Consider the following 19,287-nt stretch of genomic DNA (forward strand, 5'->3'; position numbering starts at 1 on the left):
TTTATACTCATATGTTGTCAATGAAATCTGTTTCAGCTTTTTTAAATGCAATAACTCCGGTAAAGAGTATCAAACCTGAAATAACAAATGCAGAAATGAAAGTCTGAGGGGTTATCAGTCCCTTACTGAAAAGTGCGTACCTGAATGTTTCTATAATTATCGTTACAGGATTAATTTGCAATAGTTTCCTGAGGTAGGCTGGTGCAACTGAAAGCGGGAAAATAACTGTTGTAGCATACATCATCAGCTGGATGCCAAAGGCGATTAAAAAGTTAAGATCCCTGTATTTTATGGTGAGTGCCGATATCAGTAAGCCAATCCCAAGACCTAATGCTGCGACATTGAAGATCAAAAGAGGAAATAGAAAAATATGCGAATTCAGATGGACCCGGAATCCGTTAAAATGATAAAAGACGAGAAGGATAATAAACATGCACAATTGAATCCCAAACCTCATTAGTAAAGCTGTAACTGTACTTAATGGTACAATGATCCTTGGGAAATAGATTTTGCGGAACAGAGGTAGGTTGTCCTTGAAAACCCCCGCTGTCTTATTGATGCAATCGGTAAAATAGTTCCATATGATTATTCCTGAGAGGTAGAAAAGCGTTGGGGGGATCCCATCAGTAGGGATCTTTGTGAGTTTGCCAAAAGTGAAAACGAAAATGGACGTGGTAAGAAGGGGCTGGATGAAAAACCATAGCGGCCCCAGCAAAGTCTGTCTGTAAAATGCAGTGATCTCGCGTTTGATGAGGTTTGCAAATAAATAGCGGTAGGGCCAGAGATTTTTCAGCCGGATTGCAAATAATGAAGGCTGTGGCGTGATATTCCATATTTGGTTTTTTCTGGTCATTTGAAAATGGATGTTTGTTTTAGAAGATGTTCTACTTTGTATGCATATTTTTTATGACTGAAGTATTTTAAACACTTTTTTTGAATCCGTTTAGCTTGAGTGTAATTGTGGCCCTGCTCTAGATTCTGAATGATCGCATCTCTGATTTGAGTGCTGTTATCAGGATCGACCATACAGCCCATCTTCCCGTTTAGCATGGCATCGATGCTCCCATCTCGGTTTCCTGATACGATTTTGAGACCACACGCGGCTGCTTCAATAAATACGATTCCAAAGCCTTCTTTTTTGCTTGGTAAAATGAACAGGTCTGCTAAAAGGTAATGGCTGGTTAGCTCTGCGGCTGGTATGAAATCTAATAAAGTGACGTGCTGCCGGATATTTAGCTTATCGATTAGTGTCTTAAGCCTGTTTTGTTCATTTTTATCTTGCTGTCCGCAAATAAGGTAATGCAGGTTGGGGAATCTGGATAAGAGTGTGGGAATAGCATTGATGACATGATCATAGCCTTTATGCCTATCCTGCTCTGTCATCCTTGTGATGCTTAATAAAATGTGTTTTTGTATCAGTTCGTATCGTTTTAGCAATTCCCCGGGTTTATGAAAATGATCTGGTACCTGGAAAAAAGGAGAAATGGAGTTATTTAAGATATGTATGCGATGAGGTTTGATCTGATGTCTGGTTTCCAACATGTGTTTTGTAAAGCTGCTTACAGCCCAGATGGTCACTTTACTTTTAAGGAGATACAGTTGCCATGCCTTCAGGTCCCGCCACACTTCGACGCCGTGTGCCAGCATAATGATTTCTGTATCCTTATTTAATATTTTTAACAGAAAGGCCAGGGGCAAAAGGTGAATATGACCAAGTATGATGGTTTTTTGGTCTTGAAAGGTACGCAGTCCTTTTAGCATGAAATGCATCCGTTTACCGCTAAAGCCACTGAAATTTGCTTTTTCAATGTACTTTGGATCGGGATTTTTATCATGCAGTGAATAAACTTGAAAACTTAGGTTCATCTTTAAAGCGATAGCACTCAATGCATAAATTAATGATCTGCATACCTGTTGAATGCCTCCGTTGGTATTGAAGATGCTCAGGCCAAGAAATAAAAGAACTGTTTTTTTTCTCATAAATCTAAGCTCGATAGCTATAATTCTGATAATTTATTCCGCTTCTTTTGCTATTATAATAAGGGATATGAAAATTATCGGGTTGAAAGTCATTCAGGATTATTGAAACATTACTCAAATTAAATTCCTTTTTTAGTGTCTGAGGAGTAAAAACATAGTTATGTCTTGATATCCCTGCCCGGATTATAAACAGATTAATGTCTGCAATTTTTATAATTGGCTTGCAGTCTGAAACGATACCAACCGGTGCCGAATCTATAACAATGAAATCATAGCTCTTCCTTAGGGTTAGGAGCATCTTCTCCATTTTTTTACTGTGTAGTAATTCCGCAGGATTTGGAGGGATGGTGCCGGAAGATATGAAATCAAGATTTGGAATATTTGTGCTTTTTATCATATGGCTGACTTCAGTTTCAGTAACCAGGTAATTGCTTAAGCCGGGTTGGTTGGTGAGGTTCAGGATTTTATGTAATGAAGATTTTCTTAGGTCAGCGGCGATCAGGATCACTTTTTTATTGATTAGCGAGAGCGATGTAGCCAGGTTAACTGATAGGAATGATTTTCCTTCTCCAGAAATTTCAGAAGTAATGTGAATTATCCTGCCTGGTTTCTCAGTTGCCAAAAAACTTAAATTGCTTCTGAGGGCTCTAATTGATTCAGAAAATAAACATTCAGGGATATGTAGCGAAGGAATACACAGCGGATCAGTATGCTTGTGTTTAGGTACTACTCCAAGTATTGGTATGTCAGTAGCATCTTCGATTTCTTCTCTGGTATGTATGTGTGGATTGAGCTTTTTCGCAATTAATATAGCTCCTGCTGATAGCAGTAAACTGCAGAGTATCGAAGTAGTATAGGTATTCCGGGGTATAGGCGCTATCGGTTCAGCGGGCGTAGTTGCCAGATCAATGATCATGGCTCCTGGTGTTACAGCCGATTTTGAAACCTGTGCTTCCAGTTTCTTCTCTATCAAGTAATTCAATACTTTTTGTTGGATTTCGGCCCTGGATTGCAGGGCTGCAAATTGCCGCTCCCTACTTGGAAAGGCTTTTAATTTGAACTGAAGTTGTTTGGTCTTTGATTTTAAAAGTTCGTCCTTCCTTATCAGAACTTCATGCTGGCTGGTTATATTTTTTGAAATGGCTGTTTTAAGCTCATCAATTTGTTGTTCAATTTGTGCTAAAAAGACAGATTGTTTTGGGAACAGGTGCTCTGATTCTCTTTTCTTTGCCAAAACCTCATTGTATTTTGTAATTAAATAAATCAGTTGTGTATCCGTGACCGATAGCAGGTTATAATTGAAAAAATCTTCATTGCCGGATGAATCCATACGTTTTTTGATGAATGAAGATTCAAGTATTTTTATACTCAGTACATGAGCCTCATTTTGCAGGGACGATAGTTTTTCAATGTATTCATGAGCTTCATTTTGTCCGGCAAAGTCCTTCTCCTCCCGGAATTTTTGAAATGCCTTAGCTGAAGAGTCCGCTGTCACAGAAATGGTGCGGAGTAAGGTGTTGATAAATTTTTCTGTCTGACTTGCGGAGGATAAGCGCTGATATTTGTCAAATATTAAGTACTGTTCCATTATGGCATTCAAAATGTCTGTAGCAAAATGAGGATTGTGATCCGTAATTCCGAGATTCAATACGTTGATGTTTTGGTGGTCATCTATCCTTAATGACCTGGTTATCCGTTCCATAAGTTCTGTGTCATTGTTGAAATGAAATGAAATGGCTTCTTTATGAAGAAGACCATTGTTTGAGGCCAGTATCTTGAATGAAACGCTGGGGTGCTTTATTAAATCACCATATTTATAGTAGTAATCAAGCTGATTATTCCTGGCATCTTTATAAGATAATTTAAACCGGTTGTGGCTGATGGCCTGAAAAGCAAAAATAGTGACAGGCGCTCTTTGATTCCTCCTTATAATTTTTATTGTCAGTGGTTTGGCTGGATAGGTTTCTGTCAGCTTGAAATTTGATTTTTTGTAAAATGATACATTATAATTTAATGATCTGATCGCTTTTGTAAGCACAGTTCTCGATTTGATGATCAGTGCTTCTGACTCGACCTTGTTTGTCCTTTCATAAATGTTTCTAATGCTGGTTAACTCTGAAAGTTCAGAACGCTTTTCTTCGAATTTCAATGAGGCATTGCACCTGTAAACCGGAGTGGTAAAGCTTAAATAGCCAAATGCTATTGATAAGCTGACAATCAAACCAGATATGATCCAGTGCCATTTTCCGATCAAAATCTTTAAAATTCTTAGGTAACTAATTTCTTTCAATACAATATTTTGTGTCATAAGGTTAGAATTCTGAAAAGAATTACAGTATCTTAATAGTTAATTTAAATTATTTAATAGTATTTATTGTTGTTTATAATTGTTTTTTATTTATTCTTGCAGGCAAATATATTAATCTATTATGAGAGTTAGTATGATTACCGTAGTTTTTAATTGTGGCCACTTTATAGAAGATTGTATCAGGTCTATAATTAGTCAGGAATACCGGGATATAGAATACATTTTGATTGATGGTGGATCTACAGATGGAACCCTGGCGGTCATAGAGAAATATTCAGCGCACATTGCATGCATCAGGAGTGAACCCGACTTGTCTATGTATGACGCGATAAATAAAGCCATTGAATTGGCAACAGGGGAAGTGATTGGTATTTTAAATGCCGATGATGTATTGGCGGAATCGGATGTTGTGTCTGCCGTTGTAAATTGTTTCAGGAGAAATTCCTGTGATGCAGTTTATGGGAATCTAAATTTCGCGAAACGCAATGACCTTACAAAAATTGTCAGGATATGGAAATCCGGTTCTTTTAAAAAATCTGACTTTCGGTTCGGCTGGATGCCACCTCATCCTACTTTATACCTTAAAAGAGTGATTTTTAAAAATTTTGGAGGGTACTCGTTGTCGTTTGGGAATAGTGGTGATTATGAAATGATTTTAAGACTTTTTTGTAAAAATGATTTGTCCGCATTTTTTTTAGATAGAGTAATGGTCATTATGAGGACGGGCGGCAGGAGTAATAATTCTTTGTTCAGCATGTGTTTAACTGCTTTCCACGATTATCAGGCAATGAGGCTAAACCGTGTTTTTACCCCGGTAGTTGGTGTAATCTTTAAGAAGTTGAGGAAATTAAGGCAATTTAAATATGTGTGATTTAATCAGCGTTTTTTGCATTTCCTTTATTCTTTCGGTAATTAAAATACCAATCATCATTGAGTATTGCGATTGGTTTGAGTTGTATGATGATTTAGACTTTCATCGGAAATGTCATGGTTTTGGAGCGTCCAGATTAGGGGGCGTTGTCATCTTTTCAGCTTTTATGCTGAGTATGTTGTTGCTTTTAAATGTTCGGGATGGTGAGGTTGGAGCTTTATTGATTTCTACTTCAGTTGTGTTTTTTATTGGATTGAAAGATGATATTCTAGGTGGGGTATTGCCTGGAGAAAAGATCCAGGTCCAGCTGCTTTCGGCTATTATACTTGTTTTTTTAGGAGATTATAAGATCACCAGCATGTATGGCTTACTTGGGGTATATGAACTTAGTGAATTGAATGCAGCGATTCTTTCGATAGGCATAGTGGTTTTTGTGGTCAATGCTTTTAACTTCATCGACGGAATTGATGGGCTGGCGGGTACGATAGGGGTTATTGTCAATGTTAGCTTTGGGATGCTTTTTTTAAAGCTGGGGAATACTACGATGGCTTTTGCAGCATTTGGAATGACGGGTGCAATAGCTGGTTTTTTGAGGTATAATTTTGTTTCCGGGACTATATTTATGGGGGATGCCGGTTCAATGGTTATTGGGCTGGTCTCTATTTCTTCAGCTATTAAATTTTTGACACTGAATGACCACAATTTATCGGGTGCCACTATAATAGATGTGTCACCCGCTATTGTACTGGCGATTTTAATTGTTCCGGTATTTGACGGTATACGGGTCATTTTACTCAGGCTATCAGCTAGTAAATCGCCTTTTGCTGGAGATAGAAATCACATGCATCATAAATTAAAGTTTTTGGGCTTTAGTGATGTTACCATTGTTTTGATTCTTGCATGTTTCAATGTCTGGATCTTAATCTTAGCATTGTCCCTGAATTTTCTGAATGATGTTCAATTGATAGGTGTTCTATTTTGTATCTGCATTATTTTTAATGTTTGGATAACGTATGCAAAAGGAAAAAGAAGTTAATTCCGATGTAAAACTTTGAGATTTCGTTATAGAATTGTTGGCTTGCTCGTGATAATATAGGTACTTTTGCGCGCATAAACAGAGCAAAGAAATGAACATCGCAATTAATGGTTTCGGTAGGATAGGACGTATCTTTTTACGTGCTGCAATTGAAAGAAACATAAATGTCGTAGCAATTAATGATCTTGGAGCTATTGAAACCCTTGCACATCTATTTAAATACGATACTGTGCACAGAGGATTTAAAGGTAAGGTCGGTTTTGATAGCGAAGGACTGATCATTAATGGGAAAAAAATTGCTGTTTTTTCTGAAGCCAATCCATCTGAATTGCCATGGAAGGAGTTAAATGTTGATCTTGTTCTGGAGTCGACCGGCAGGTTTACCAGCCGTTCGGGTGCCGAACAGCATTTGAAAGCAGGTGCGAGACAAGTATTGATTTCAGCTCCCTCTGCAGATAAAGATGTTCCCATGGTTGTTTTGGGTGTCAATGATGGCGATGTAGATTTTAGTTCGCCTATACTTTCCAATGCTTCATGCACGACTAACAACGTGGCGCCAATGGTTAAAATTTTGGATGACAATTGGGGAATCCTAGATGGCTACATTACAACCGTTCATTCGATGACAGGTGATCAGAATTTGCATGACGCTCCTCATAAAGATTTAAGGAGGGCAAGGGCCGCTTCGGCATCTATTATACCTACAAGTACCGGTGCTGCTAAGGCCATCACAAACATATTTCCACACCTTGAAGGTAAATTAGGCGGGGCTGGAATAAGGGTGCCTGTGCTAAACGGATCATTGACCGATTTTACTTGTATTCTCAAATCTCAAACGACAATAGCTGAGATCAATGCTGCTTTTAAAAAAGCATCTGAAAATGAACTGTCGGGTATCGTAGAATATACCGAAGATCCGATTGTTTCTGTAGATATTTTGGACAATACACATTCCTGCATATTTGATGCGCAACTGACCTCTATCGTAGGGGACTTAGTGAAGGTAGTAGGATGGTATGATAATGAATCGGGGTATTCTTCCAGGTTAATGGATGTGGTTGAGAAGATCATTGCAGAGAAGGGTTAAGATCTCACCAATATACTATCACTTATACTGATTTTTGTCAGGGTTTATGGTATTTGAGGAGGGAAGGGGCAATACTACATTGCCCCTGACTTTCTTCTATTTCATTTCTAAACCAGCAGGTGGAGTTACGTCTTCAAAGTTAACCTGTGTATGATGACAACTTATTTTTTTGGTTTTGTGGTTGATTTAACGGATACGCCTGATTCATTAATAGCCCTTGAGGCAGTGTTGTGAAGAGGGTTTTCTCCCGTATTACCAGAAGGCGTATAAAGCGGGTTAACTGCAATGGCATTTGGGTCACCTGTTTTATTGCTCTTTAAAACTTCTACTCTTCTTCTTTCTGCCGCATTTTTGGTGCTGTCTGCAGGATTTGTAGTTGGGGCTGCAACTCTGCCTGTAGCCGCATAGGAAGCAGCGGCAGCACCACCACCAGCTCCGCCTGCAAGTGTACCTACTGAAGATACGGCTTGTGACGGTGCCGCGGGTTGGCTTTGAACTTTTACTGGTGCTTGAGTTTGTTTTTGAACTGGTGATTGAGCGATAGCTACTGCACTGATCAGTGACAGGATAAAAGCTGGTAGTATTGATTTCATGATCTTGATTTTAATGTTAATTTCTGGTTGTTTACAGGTATATCAATCAAGATTGGATTTTGTTACCCTGTCCTGCATGGGTAGGTAAAGGTTAAATAGAAATTCGTAACTTATACCGGATCATAAAAACAGAAAGATTGATATGCAAAGTTTACCAAAAGCAGAACAACTCCTGGAACAAATCAATAGTAAAACTAAACTTGGCGACCTGCGCAAAATGGCAAAGGAAATCAAGATGGATCACGCCCTGGCTATTGAGCTTTGGAGCAGCGGCGATTTCCTGCCCAGACAACTGGGCATCTTAATCATGGATAATAAAGTTCTTACGCAAGATATGATTGATAAACTGGATAAGGATATTCAGGCTCATCCGCTTAACGAGCGAAATCAATTGATAGACTGGCTCATGGCCAATCAACTGGCTAAAAACAAGAAAACTATTGCATTGATGGAATCCTGGGAAAATAGCCCGTCGCCTCTTCAAAGGCGGATTTTCTGGTATTATCAGGCGCGTTTAAGATGGGTTGGACAAGCTTCTCCTGAAAATACTGAATACCTGCTTTCTGCAATTGAAGCTAATATTGCCAGGGAGGCACCCGAAGTGCAGTGGGCAATGAATTTTGCTGCGGGCTGGATAGGTATTTACGATAAAAAGTTTCGGGCGCGCTGTATTGCTATAGGCGAGGAAACTGGTCTTTATAAAGGTGAAATGGTGTCAAAAGGGTGTACTCCAGATTATTTGCCAGAGTTCATTGCTATTGAAAGCAATAAAAGGGGCTTGTGACGACCTGCGTAAGCGCGGTCTGCTGGGGGAGGGTTAGGGACAGGAGAACCATATATTGTTTTGCAGATTGGGTGGAGTGATAAAATGCTCTATATTTGTTCTACTAAAACCATACTATAAAATTATTTAATGATGAGAACAATTGATCAATGCAATTTTGCTGATAAGAAAGCTTTAGTCCGGGTAGATTTTAATGTCCCTTTAGACAAAGATTTCAATATTACAGACGATAAGAGAATGCGTGCTGCATTGCCTACCATTACTAAAATATTAAATGACGGTGGCAGTGTGATCTTGATGTCTCATCTGGGACGACCAAAAGTTGGCCCGGAGGATAAATATTCTTTAAAACATATTTTAGGAGACCTATCCAGAATGCTGGATATTGAAGTGCAGTTTGCAGATGATTGTATAGGGGCTCAGGCAGTGGATAAAGCAAGGAATCTTGTTCCGGGACAGGTATTGTTATTGGAAAACCTTCGTTTCTATAAAGAAGAGGAAAAAGGTGATAAGGCTTTTGCTGAAAAGTTGTCGAAACTTGGAAATGTTTATGTTAATGATGCATTTGGAACAGCACACCGTGCTCATGCTTCAACTGCGATCATTGCAGAATTTTTCCCTAATGACAAATACTTTGGCTACCTGATGGCTGAGGAATTGAAAAATGCAGAGAAAGTGAACCATGGTGCTGATAAACCGTTTACCGCAATTATGGGAGGCGCTAAAGTTTCTGATAAAATTTTACTGATTGAGAGTTTATTGGATAAAGTAGATAACCTTATTATAGGTGGTGGTATGGCTTATACTTTTGCTAAAGCACAGGGTGGTGAAATTGGGACTTCTTTATTAGAGGAGGACAGAATGGCACTTTGTCTGGAGCTGCTTGAAAAAGCCAAAGCCAAAGGTGTAAACCTGATTTTGCCGGTGGATACCATCATCGCAGATAAGTTTGATAATGATGCCAGAAAAGATGCTGTTGATTCTGGTGAGATTCCTGCGGACTGGATGGGCTTAGATATTGGTACAAAAACCATTGAATTGTTTTCTAAGGTGATTAAAGATTCTAAAACATTATTGTGGAATGGGCCTATGGGTGTTTTTGAGATGGCAAACTTTGAGCAGGGAACCCGTGCTATTGCAAATGCGGTTGTCGAAGCTACTCAAAATAATGGTGCTTTTTCGTTAATCGGGGGGGGTGATTCTGCAGCTGCGATTGCTAAGTTCAATTTAGAGGACAAGGTTAGCTATGTGTCTACCGGTGGTGGTGCATTGCTGGAATATATGGAAGGTAAGGAATTGCCTGGTGTTAAGGCTATTAATGACTAGTCGGCCTGACTCATTTTAAGGACAGGCGTTTCGTTTTTGCGAAACGCCTGTTTTTTTTACCACTTCCTCCCACTGCTATTTTATGGCTTTTTAAGGTAAAAATGGGGGAAAGTGGTAATTAAATAATATGTGGAAAACTTTTTGTGGTAGAATGTGGTAAAAAGTGGTAGAAGTACCTATTTTTACACTACATAAAAAGTGCACATATTGTTATGGTTCAGTTATTAGGAGAATTTGATTGTAAATTAGACGCGAAAGGACGCTTGATGGTCCCTTCGAGTTTAAAAAAACAATTGCCTAATGTTGAGCAAGAGGGACTTGTGGTTAACAGGGGTTTTGAGAAACACCTGGTAATTTACCCTAAGAAAGTATGGGAAAAGATAGTGGAGGACTTGAGTAAGCTGAATCCGTACGAACAAAAAAACAGAGAGTTTATAAGATTATTTACGCGTGGCGCAACAGAATTGACGCTGGATGCTACCGGCAGGGTTAATTTGCCTAATTCTCTGATGGAGTCTGTAGGTATTGAAATTAATTCTGAACTGGTGCTTGCTTGTCAGTTTGATAAGATTGAGGTTTGGTCCAAAAAATCTTATGAAGCGTTGTTTGATAAAGATCCTGCTGATTTCGCAATGCTTGCGGCTGAGGTAATGGGAGATAAGAACAGGAGGGAAGATGGAAAATAACTACCATGTTCCTGTAATGCTAAAAGAATGTATTGACGGTTTAAATATTAAACCTGATGGTGTGTATGTGGATGTAACTTTTGGGGGTGGTGGTCACTCGAGGGAGATACTGAAGCATTTAGGTAAGAATGGTGTCCTGATCGCTTTCGATCAGGACCCTGATGCACAACGAAATAAAATCGATGATCCGCGCTTTTTGTTTGTGGACCAGAATTTCGCCTTTTTAAAAAATAACCTTCGTTTGCTTGGTTTTAAATCGGTAGATGGTATTCTGGCTGATTTGGGTGTTTCTTCTCATCAGTTTAATGAGGCTGAACGTGGTTTTTCTACCCGGTTTGAGTCTGTGCTGGATATGCGCATGGATAAGCAGGGTAAGTTGACTGCTGCTGAGGTTTTGAATACCTATTCTGAAGACCAGCTGCATAAGATTTTTGGAATATATGGAGAGGTGAAAAATGCGAAGTCGCTGGCTAAGGCCGTGGTGACGGGGCGTGTGGAGCAGCCTGTTCAGACGCTTGCTGATTTCAAAAAAGTCGCAGGCGCGCATATTCCGAAAGGTAAGGAACACAAATACATGGCGCAGGTTTTTCAGGCACTTCGGATTGAGGTTAATGCTGAAATCAACGTTTTGGAAAGTTTTCTGGTGCAGACTGCAGATGTGCTGAAAAGCGGTGGCCGTCTGGTGGTGATGTCTTATCATTCTCTGGAGGACAGGCCTGTAAAGAATTTTTTGGCCAAAGGCAAGCTTAAAGGTGAAGTAGAGAAGGATTTCTTTGGAAACGAATTGAAGCCATTTAAAGTAATTACCAGGAAAGCGGTAGTAGCTGATGAAGAGGAATTGCTGCGTAATAGCAGGTCCAGGAGTGCAAAGCTAAGGATTGGGGAGAAGTTATGAATAACAAGTTCAGAGAACATATAGAGAATGATGAGCCTGAATTGGAAGAAGAAATTGAGGTAAAGGTTAAGAAGAAGGAGCCGTCAACGGAGAATTTGTTCTTTAAAAAGTTGTTTACTGAAGGTGTGGTAAGTAAAGAGGCCGCAACGGAGATGTTGCCGTTTTTAATCTTTTTGTCGGTGCTGTGTATGCTGTATATCGCAAACAGTCACATGGCAGTGAAGAACATCAGGAACATTGATAAATTAAATAAAGAAGTAAAGGAACTGAGCTGGGAATATAAGTCGCTTAAGGCTGATTTGATGTTTAAGAGCAAGCTGACGGAGGTTGCAAAGAAAGTAGACACATTAGGTATTAAGGAACTCATTGAGCCGCCAAAAAAAATTATAATAAACAGTAATGAATATTAGAGCTAACATATTATTGCGTGTTTATCTGTCTTTCGGACTGATTGTGCTGTTTGCCGTGGCAGTATTGATCAGACTTTGCGATGTACAGTTTGTGGAGGGACATAAATGGCGTGCCATGGCCGATAGTCTCTCTACAAAGTATATCAATGTAGAGGCTGCGCGTGGTAATATTTATTCGGTAGATGGTAGTCTTTTAGCTACTTCTATTCCTGAATATGAACTGCGTATGGATATGTATGCCGGGGGTATTGCAGATGATGACTTATTTAATAGTAAGGTTGATTCTCTTGCGTTTAGGTTATCGCAATTTTTTAAAGACAAAACTCCGAAAGAATATTCAAGGTATTTGCGTTCTGCCAGAATGGACAGTGCGCGTTATTTACTGATCAAGCGTAAAGTTGGTTACCAGGAGCTGAAAACGATCAGAACTTTTCCATTATATAATGTAGGAAAGTATACCGGGGGCTTGATCGCGGTGCAACAGAATAAAAGGATAAAGCCATTTAAATATCTGGCTTCCAGGACTATTGGGTATAAAAACGAAAATGTAAGTAATGGTGTGGGTTTGGAAGGAGCATTTGGGGAATACATTAACGGTGAAAAAGGGAGAAGGCTTGTTCAGAGAATTTCTGGGGGCGTTTGGATGCCTGTTAATGATGAGGCTGAAGTAGCGCCAAAAGAAGGTGCAGATATCATTTCTACGATTGATATTAATATGCAGGATTTAGCGCAAAGTGCGCTCGAGAAACAATTGATAGCAAGCGATGCCCATCATGGGACGGTTATTTTGATGGAGGTTAAGACCGGCGAAATACGAGCGATGGCGAACTACACGAAAGTTGCCAAGGGAGAATATAAGGAAACATTTAACTATGCGATCGCAGGTAATCAAGATCCTGGATCTACGTTTAAGCTCGCTTCTTATATGGCTTTACTTGAGGATGACAAGGTAGATACAAGCTCGATGATCGGGACTGGGAATTATCAGGTTCCGGGAAAGCTAATCAAAGACTCCCACGGAAGTATAGGTGTGGTTACGGTAAAAAAAGCTTTTACGGAATCTTCAAATGCGGCCATTGCTCAGATGGTAAACGAACATTACAGAGATGATCAGTCTAAGTTTACTGATCACCTGTACGATTGGCATCTTAATGAAAAGCTTAAGCTTCAGATTCCGGGAGAAGCCCGGCCTGTGATAAAGAATCCAAATAACAAAAGCTGGAATAAAAGGCAAACACTTGCTCAGATGGCTTATGGTTACGAAATGCAACTGACTCCGTTAAAAATGCTGTCGTTTTATAACGCTGTAGCTAACAATGGAAAATACTTAGCGCCAATTTTTGTAAAAGAAATAAGAAAGCTTGGAAATCCAATTGAACAATTTCAGGCTAGGGTAATAAATAATAAAATCTGCTCTGACGCTACATTAGGGAAGGTTCAGGCTATGCTTGAGGGTGTTTTTACAGAAGGTACAGGTAAAAGCCTTGCTTCTAAATTTTATAGAATTGCCGGTAAAACCGGTACTGCTCAAGTTGCTGATGACAATAAAGGCTATGCGAAAAGGCAATACCAGAGTTCATTCTGTGGATATTTTCCGGCAGATAATCCGAAATATTCACTGATCGTAGTGATAAACGACCCTAAGGGAGCTTATTATGCTGCTTTAGTCGCGGGACCTCCGTTTAGAGAGATTGCCGATAGGATTTATGCGCGTGATATCCAGATGTATAATAATATACCAGATCATCTGGTGGGCAATACGAATAATCCTGAAGCAAAAGCGGGTCAGAGTAAAGCAGTTAAAAAAGTATACAATGCGTTTGGTATTAAAGCACTTTACGCGGCTAAGTCACCTTATTTTAATTCCCTGGACACTAGTAATGGGGTTGTTTATGAGGAGTTTAGTGCGTTGAAAGGTGTGATGCCGAATGTTGATGGAATGGGCTTAAAAGATGCATTATACCTATTGGGTAATGCAGGTTTGAAAACGAGTGTAAAAGGACGTGGTAAAGTGATAGCACAATCTATTCCGGCAGGAAGTAAGATCGGAAGAGGTTTGTCTGTACAAATAGAATTACAATAATATGCAGTTAAAGGATGTATTATATGGTGTAGGGATAAAGACATTGGTTGGTTCAACCGATGTGGAGGCGACTGCGTTGGTTTTTGATTCCCGTCATGTAAAAAACGGTGATGTATTTTTTGCGATTAAGGGAACCTTGTCTGATGGACATGATTATATTGAGGCTACGATTCAGGCAGGTGTAGAGGTTATAGTTTGTGAGCAGTTGCCGGAAAATGTTTCTGATACAGTGACGTATATTCAGGTTGAAGATAGTGCTGTGGCGCTTGGTATAATGGCAACTAATTTTTATCAAAATCCATCAGCTAAATTGCAGCTGATAGGGATTACCGGTACAAATGGTAAAACCACAATCGCCACATTGCTCTTTAAGCTTTTCCGCAAATTAGGATACAAAGTTGGTTTGATCTCTACTGTGCAAAATCAGATTGATGAAGAGATCATCCCTGCAACGCATACTACCCCTAATCCGATAGCGCTAAATGAATTGCTACAAAAGATGGTGGTTGCTGGCTGTAGTTATTGTTTTATGGAAGTGAGTTCCCATGCAGTTGTGCAGCACAGGATTGAAGGACTAACGTTTGCAGGAGGTGTGTTTTCAAACATTACCCATGATCACCTGGACTTCCATTTGACTTTTGATAACTACATAAAGGCTAAACGGGGCTTTTTTGACGCATTGCCTAAATCGGCATTTGCATTGACCAATATTGACGATAAAAACGGGATGATCATGCTGCAAAACAGCAAGGCCTCTAAAAAAACTTATGCGTTAAAACAACTTGCAGACTTCAGGGCTAAGATCGTTGAAAATAGTTTTAACGGACTTCATCTTGATATCGACGATGCTGATGTATTCTTTAAGCTTGTTGGTTCTTTCAATGCCTACAATCTACTCGCTGTATATGGTACTGCGATATTGCTTGATCAGGATAAGCTAAGTGTGCTGACGGAGTTGAGTAACCTTTCGGGTGCTGAAGGAAGATTTGATTATATCACTTCGAGTCAGAATATCGTAGGTATTATTGATTATGCGCATACTCCCGATGCGGTACAGAATGTCTTGAGTACGATTCAGGATATCAGAAAAGGTACTGAACAGGTAATAACGGTGATTGGCTGTGGCGGTGATAGAGATAAAACAAAACGTCCGGTTATGGCACAGGTTGCCTGCGACTGGAGTGACCGTGTGATTTTGACCTCAGACAATCCGAGAACAGAAGACCCCCAATCGATCATCCGGGATATGGAAAAAGGAGTTTCTCCTACGAATCAGCGCAAGAGTTTGATCATACCTGACAGGAAGGAAGCAATAAAGACGGCTTGTCTGTTGGCCAAACCCGGTGACATCATTTTACTTGCAGGAAAAGGACACGAGAAATACCAGGAAATTAATGGTGTGAGACATCATTTTGATGATAAGGAAGTGTTAATGGAACAATTTAACTTGATCAGCTAATGTTATATTATTTATTTGAATATCTGAATCAGAATTATGATTTCCCAGGATTGAGGTTATTTCAATACATCACTTTCCGTACATCATTAGCGATTATCATTTCATTAATCATCACCACTGTATATGGCAGAAGAATAATCAATTATCTGCAAAAAATGCAGGTAGGTGAAACGGTGAGGAATTTAGGGTTGGAAGGACAAATGCAAAAACAAGGAACTCCTACCATGGGAGGAATAATGATTTTGCTGGGCATTCTTATTCCTACGCTCTTGCTGGCAAACCTGACTAATATCTATGTGATTTTAATGATCGTGACCACCATATGGATGGGCGCGATTGGTTTCGTAGATGACTATATAAAAGTATTTAAAAAGAATAAAGAGGGTCTTGCAGGCAGGTTTAAAATTGTAGGTCAGGTAGGACTGGGACTGATTATAGGTTTTACGATGTACTTCCATCCAAATATTGTAGTGAGGCAAACGGTAGACGAAGCCAGTGTTTCTAAAGCTGCAGCACCTATGGTGTTGAGACAGAAAGGCGAAAGCTTCTATTACACGCAGGATGTAAAGTCGACACTGACAAACGTTCCTTTCTATAAGAACAATGAGTTTGATTATGCTAAGGTGCTTAAGTTTTTAGGTCCGGGGTATGAAAAATATGCTTTTCTTGTTTTCCTTGCCTTCACTGTTTTTATCATTACGGCGGTTTCCAACGGAGCTAATATTACAGACGGTATAGACGGTCTGGCTACCGGTACATCTGCAGTGATTGGTATAACGCTCGGTTTGCTGGCCTATGTTTCAGGTAATACGGTCATTGCCGACTATCTGAATATCATGTACATTCCTAATTCGGGCGAACTGATGATTTTTGCGGGGGCTTTTGTAGGGGCCTGCGTTGGATTCCTGTGGTATAATTCCTTTCCGGCCCAGGTTTTTATGGGAGATACCGGGAGTTTAGCTATAGGAGGGATCATTGCAGCTTTTGCCATTATGATTCGCAAAGAGTTGTTGATTCCTATTTTGTGCGGGATTTTCCTGATAGAGTTGGTATCTGTGATCATGCAGGTATCTTATTTCAAGTATACCAAGAAGAAATTTGGCGAGGGCAGAAGAATCTTCCTGATGTCTCCGTTGCACCATCATTACCAGAAGAAGGGTTACCATGAGGCTAAAATCGTTACCCGATTTTGGATCATCGGTATTTTATTGGCAATTATTACAATCATCACTTTAAAACTGAGGTAATGGAAAAAGGTAGAATTGTCATATTAGGAGCTGGGGAAAGCGGTGTAGGTGCAGCAATGCTGGCACAGAAACAGGGTTTTGATGTTTTTGTATCGGATTTTGGTGCGATAGCTACTCAGTATAAGGAAAAACTGCAGGAATTGAATATCGCATTTGAAGAAAAGCAGCATGATTCGGAAAAAATACTGAATGCATCTGAAGTCATCAAAAGTCCGGGTATTCCTGATAGTGCACCAATCATTAAAGCCATTAAGAAAAACAAGATTTCTGTAATTTCTGAAATAGAATTTGCGAAACGCTATACCAAAGGCAAGACTGTTTGTATTACCGGTTCGAACGGAAAAACTACAACTACGATGCTTACTTACCATATCCTGAAAAAAGCAGGATTGAATGTTGGCCTGGCTGGAAATATAGGCAATAGCTTCGCTGCTTTGGTAGCAACGTCGGACTTTGAATGGTATGTGCTGGAGTTGTCAAGCTTTATGCTGGATGATATGTATGAGTTTAAAGCAGATGTAGCTGTTTTGCTAAATATCACGCCTGATCACTTAGATAGGTATGATTATAAACTGGGAAATTATGCGGAATCAAAAATGCGTATTACCCAAAATCAAAGTAGTGATGATGTCTTTATCTATTGTGCTGACGATGAAGAAACCTTGAAAATATTAAAAAGCACAAAAATAGATGCTAAAGTTTATCCATTCTCCATCAGGAAAAAGATTGAAGAGGGAGCATACCTTGAGAATAACAACATACACATAAATATACACCTAAACGACCAATTAACCATGTCTATTACAGAGTTAGCCCTTCAGGGAAAGCATAATATTTATAACTCTATGGCTTCGGGCATAGTAGCAAAAGTATTAGATATTAGAAATACGACCATAAGAGAAAGTATGGGTGATTTCAAGAATATTGAACACAGGTTGGAGCATGTTGCTAAAATTTCCGGTGTTGATTATATCAATGATTCTAAAGCTACAAATGTGAACTCGACCTGGTATGCCTTGGAAAGTGTAGGGAGTGAGGTTATCCTGATCATGGGTGGGGTAGATAAAGGTAATGATTATACCATGCTTAAAGACATGGTGCACCAGAAGGTTAAAGCAATTGTGTGTTTAGGTAAAGATAATAAGCGAATACATGAGGCTTTTGAAGATGATGTGGAGATTATTGTGAATACATTTTCTGCTCATGAGGCTGTTCAGGTGGCTTATCATCTGGCAAAAAAAGGAGATACAGTATTACTTTCACCTGCCTGCGCAAGTTTTGATCTTTTTAAAAACTACGAAGACAGGGGTAATCAATTTAAAACTGCGGTTAAAGAGCTGTAATTATGAATACGATGATAAATACACTTTTAGATAAGACAAAGGGGGATCGCTGGATTTGGCTGATCATTATCCTTTTGTCGCTAATCTCTATACTTACGGTGTACAGTGCTACAGGAACTATTGCCTATAATAAGGGGGTGACCGTAGAGAAGTATTTATTGTATAAGCATGTTATCTTCGTGATCCTGGGTATTGGTATGATTTATATTGCCCATTTACTGGATTATAAATATTATGCAGGTATATCAAAGATCCTGATGATCATTACTATTCCATTGTTGTTGTATACAGCAGCATTTGGAGAACACATTAATGATGCTTCAAGATGGGTTAAAATTCCTGTAATAGGACTTACTTTCCAAACTTCCGATTTGGCGAAATTAGCCCTGATTACATTTTTGGCCAGGATGCTGACCAGGAAGCAAGAAAATATTAAAGATGTTAAGAAGGCCTTCATCCCGATAATGGGTTCGGTATGTGTTGTTTTCGTATTGATTGCATGGGCCAATTTATCTACCGCACTGATGCTGTTTGGCGTAAGTATTTTATTGCTGATCATCGGTCGGATCAGTATTAAACAGATCATGATGGTTTGTGCAGGCGGAGCCGTATTATTGATGTTTATTGTGTTTTTAGGACCAAGGGCGGCGACATACAAATCACGTATTAATTCTTTCCTCCACCCTGAAGCTCAACATTCAGATAAAACTTATCAGGCAGATCAATCAAAAATTGCATTGGCTACCGGAGGAGTGTTTGGTAAAGGTCCTGGGAATAGTACTCAGAGGAACTTTTTACCTCACCCATATTCGGACTTTATTTTTGCAATTATTGTGGAAGAGTACGGATTGATGGGGGCTTTGACAATGGTTGTCTTATATCTGGTACTACTTTATCGATGTGTAAGGATTGTAACACAGAGTCCGAAAGCATTTGGGGCACTGCTTGCGGCCGGATTAAGTTTTAGTTTAACCATTCAGGCATTTGCAAACATGGCAGTAGCTGTAGGTCTGGGTCCGGTTACAGGGGTTCCGTTGCCTTTGGTTAGTATGGGAGGAACTTCCATATTGTTTACAAGCATAGCATTTGGCATTATATTGAGTGTGAGTAAGGATGTAGAGGAAAATAATAGCAGTAAAAAAATAATCGTTGGTGAAATACCGGCAATGGCATAAAATA

Annotated in this window: 17 protein-coding genes; 13 read left to right on the forward strand and 4 right to left on the reverse strand. The window is 39.4% G+C overall.

Annotated features, from left to right (window positions below; all coding sequences use genetic code 11):
* Positions 1–7: 7 nt before the first annotated feature.
* The 3 genes from R2Q78_RS12205 to R2Q78_RS12215 are packed head-to-tail and all read right to left on the reverse strand — an operon-like array spanning position 8 to position 4,288.
* Positions 8–853: an ABC transporter permease gene (locus tag R2Q78_RS12205; protein WP_316792243.1), complete on the reverse strand. Its 846-nt coding sequence runs from the start codon at positions 851–853 to the stop codon at positions 8–10.
* Complete coding sequence (locus tag R2Q78_RS12210) at positions 850–1,980, reverse strand: glycosyltransferase family 4 protein (protein ID WP_316792245.1); 1,131 nt, start codon at positions 1,978–1,980, stop codon at positions 850–852. Before R2Q78_RS12210 ends, R2Q78_RS12205 begins: the two co-directional genes overlap by 4 nt.
* A 4-nt stretch (positions 1,981–1,984) precedes the next feature.
* Positions 1,985–4,288 carry a polysaccharide biosynthesis tyrosine autokinase gene (locus R2Q78_RS12215; RefSeq protein WP_316792247.1) on the reverse strand — a complete coding sequence of 768 codons (2,304 nt, stop codon included), beginning with the start codon at positions 4,286–4,288 and terminating at the stop codon, positions 1,985–1,987.
* A gap of 121 nt (positions 4,289–4,409) precedes the next feature.
* Between R2Q78_RS12215 and R2Q78_RS12220 the strand changes: the two genes are divergently transcribed.
* The 3 genes from R2Q78_RS12220 to gap all read left to right on the forward strand — a co-directional run bounded on the left by R2Q78_RS12220 (position 4,410) and on the right by gap (position 7,282).
* Positions 4,410–5,159 (forward strand): glycosyltransferase family 2 protein, encoded by a 750-nt coding sequence (locus R2Q78_RS12220; RefSeq protein ID WP_316792249.1) that lies wholly within the window; start codon positions 4,410–4,412, stop codon positions 5,157–5,159.
* The gene (locus R2Q78_RS12225; RefSeq protein WP_316792251.1) at positions 5,152–6,195 is read left to right on the forward strand and encodes an MraY family glycosyltransferase; all 1,044 of its coding nucleotides are present in this window, start codon (positions 5,152–5,154) and stop codon (positions 6,193–6,195) included. Before R2Q78_RS12220 ends, R2Q78_RS12225 begins: the two co-directional genes overlap by 8 nt.
* 91 nt (positions 6,196–6,286) lie before the next feature.
* Entirely contained in the window at positions 6,287–7,282 is a 996-nt protein-coding gene (gap, locus tag R2Q78_RS12230; RefSeq protein ID WP_316792253.1) for a type I glyceraldehyde-3-phosphate dehydrogenase, read from the forward strand.
* Between the two features lie 161 nt (positions 7,283–7,443).
* On the opposite strand, the gene R2Q78_RS12235 is transcribed toward gap, so the two are convergent.
* The gene (locus R2Q78_RS12235) at positions 7,444–7,875 is read right to left on the reverse strand and encodes a hypothetical protein (RefSeq protein ID WP_316792255.1); all 432 of its coding nucleotides are present in this window, start codon (positions 7,873–7,875) and stop codon (positions 7,444–7,446) included.
* A 142-nt stretch (positions 7,876–8,017) separates the two neighbouring features.
* On the opposite strand from R2Q78_RS12235, the gene R2Q78_RS12240 reads away from it, so the two are divergent.
* The 10 genes from R2Q78_RS12240 to R2Q78_RS12285 all read left to right on the forward strand — a co-directional run bounded on the left by R2Q78_RS12240 (position 8,018) and on the right by R2Q78_RS12285 (position 19,283).
* A complete protein-coding gene (locus R2Q78_RS12240) occupies positions 8,018–8,659 on the forward strand; it encodes a DNA alkylation repair protein (protein ID WP_316792257.1) in 642 nt (213 codons plus the stop codon).
* A gap of 132 nt (positions 8,660–8,791) precedes the next feature.
* Positions 8,792–9,985: a phosphoglycerate kinase gene (locus R2Q78_RS12245; protein ID WP_316792692.1), complete on the forward strand. Its 1,194-nt coding sequence runs from the start codon at positions 8,792–8,794 to the stop codon at positions 9,983–9,985.
* Between the two features lie 212 nt (positions 9,986–10,197).
* Positions 10,198–10,671, forward strand: coding sequence for a division/cell wall cluster transcriptional repressor MraZ (gene mraZ / locus R2Q78_RS12250; RefSeq protein ID WP_316792259.1), 474 nt, complete (start codon positions 10,198–10,200; stop codon positions 10,669–10,671).
* Positions 10,661–11,566 carry a 16S rRNA (cytosine(1402)-N(4))-methyltransferase RsmH gene (gene rsmH, locus R2Q78_RS12255; RefSeq protein WP_316792261.1) on the forward strand — a complete coding sequence of 302 codons (906 nt, stop codon included), beginning with the start codon at positions 10,661–10,663 and terminating at the stop codon, positions 11,564–11,566. Before mraZ ends, rsmH begins: the two co-directional genes overlap by 11 nt.
* Positions 11,563–11,976 carry an FtsL-like putative cell division protein gene (locus R2Q78_RS12260; protein ID WP_316792263.1) on the forward strand — a complete coding sequence of 138 codons (414 nt, stop codon included), beginning with the start codon at positions 11,563–11,565 and terminating at the stop codon, positions 11,974–11,976. The genes rsmH and R2Q78_RS12260 overlap by 4 nt, the downstream gene beginning before the upstream one ends.
* Entirely contained in the window at positions 11,966–14,059 is a 2,094-nt protein-coding gene (locus R2Q78_RS12265) for a penicillin-binding protein (protein WP_316792265.1), read from the forward strand. Before R2Q78_RS12260 ends, R2Q78_RS12265 begins: the two co-directional genes overlap by 11 nt.
* 1 nt (position 14,060) lies before the next feature.
* Positions 14,061–15,518, forward strand: coding sequence for a UDP-N-acetylmuramoyl-L-alanyl-D-glutamate--2,6-diaminopimelate ligase (locus tag R2Q78_RS12270; protein WP_316792267.1), 1,458 nt, complete (start codon positions 14,061–14,063; stop codon positions 15,516–15,518).
* Entirely contained in the window at positions 15,518–16,765 is a 1,248-nt protein-coding gene (mraY, locus tag R2Q78_RS12275) for a phospho-N-acetylmuramoyl-pentapeptide-transferase (protein WP_316792269.1), read from the forward strand. The genes R2Q78_RS12270 and mraY overlap by 1 nt, the downstream gene beginning before the upstream one ends.
* Positions 16,765–18,108, forward strand: coding sequence for a UDP-N-acetylmuramoyl-L-alanine--D-glutamate ligase (murD, locus tag R2Q78_RS12280; protein ID WP_316792271.1), 1,344 nt, complete (start codon positions 16,765–16,767; stop codon positions 18,106–18,108). The genes mraY and murD overlap by 1 nt, the downstream gene beginning before the upstream one ends.
* Before the next feature lie 11 nt (positions 18,109–18,119).
* The gene (locus R2Q78_RS12285) at positions 18,120–19,283 is read left to right on the forward strand and encodes an FtsW/RodA/SpoVE family cell cycle protein (protein WP_316792694.1); all 1,164 of its coding nucleotides are present in this window, start codon (positions 18,120–18,122) and stop codon (positions 19,281–19,283) included.
* The last annotated feature ends 4 nt before the right edge of the window (positions 19,284–19,287 follow it).

The sequence above is a fragment of the Pedobacter frigoris genome (assembly GCF_032678645.1).
In the GTDB taxonomy this organism is placed as follows: domain Bacteria; phylum Bacteroidota; class Bacteroidia; order Sphingobacteriales; family Sphingobacteriaceae; genus Pedobacter; species Pedobacter frigoris_A.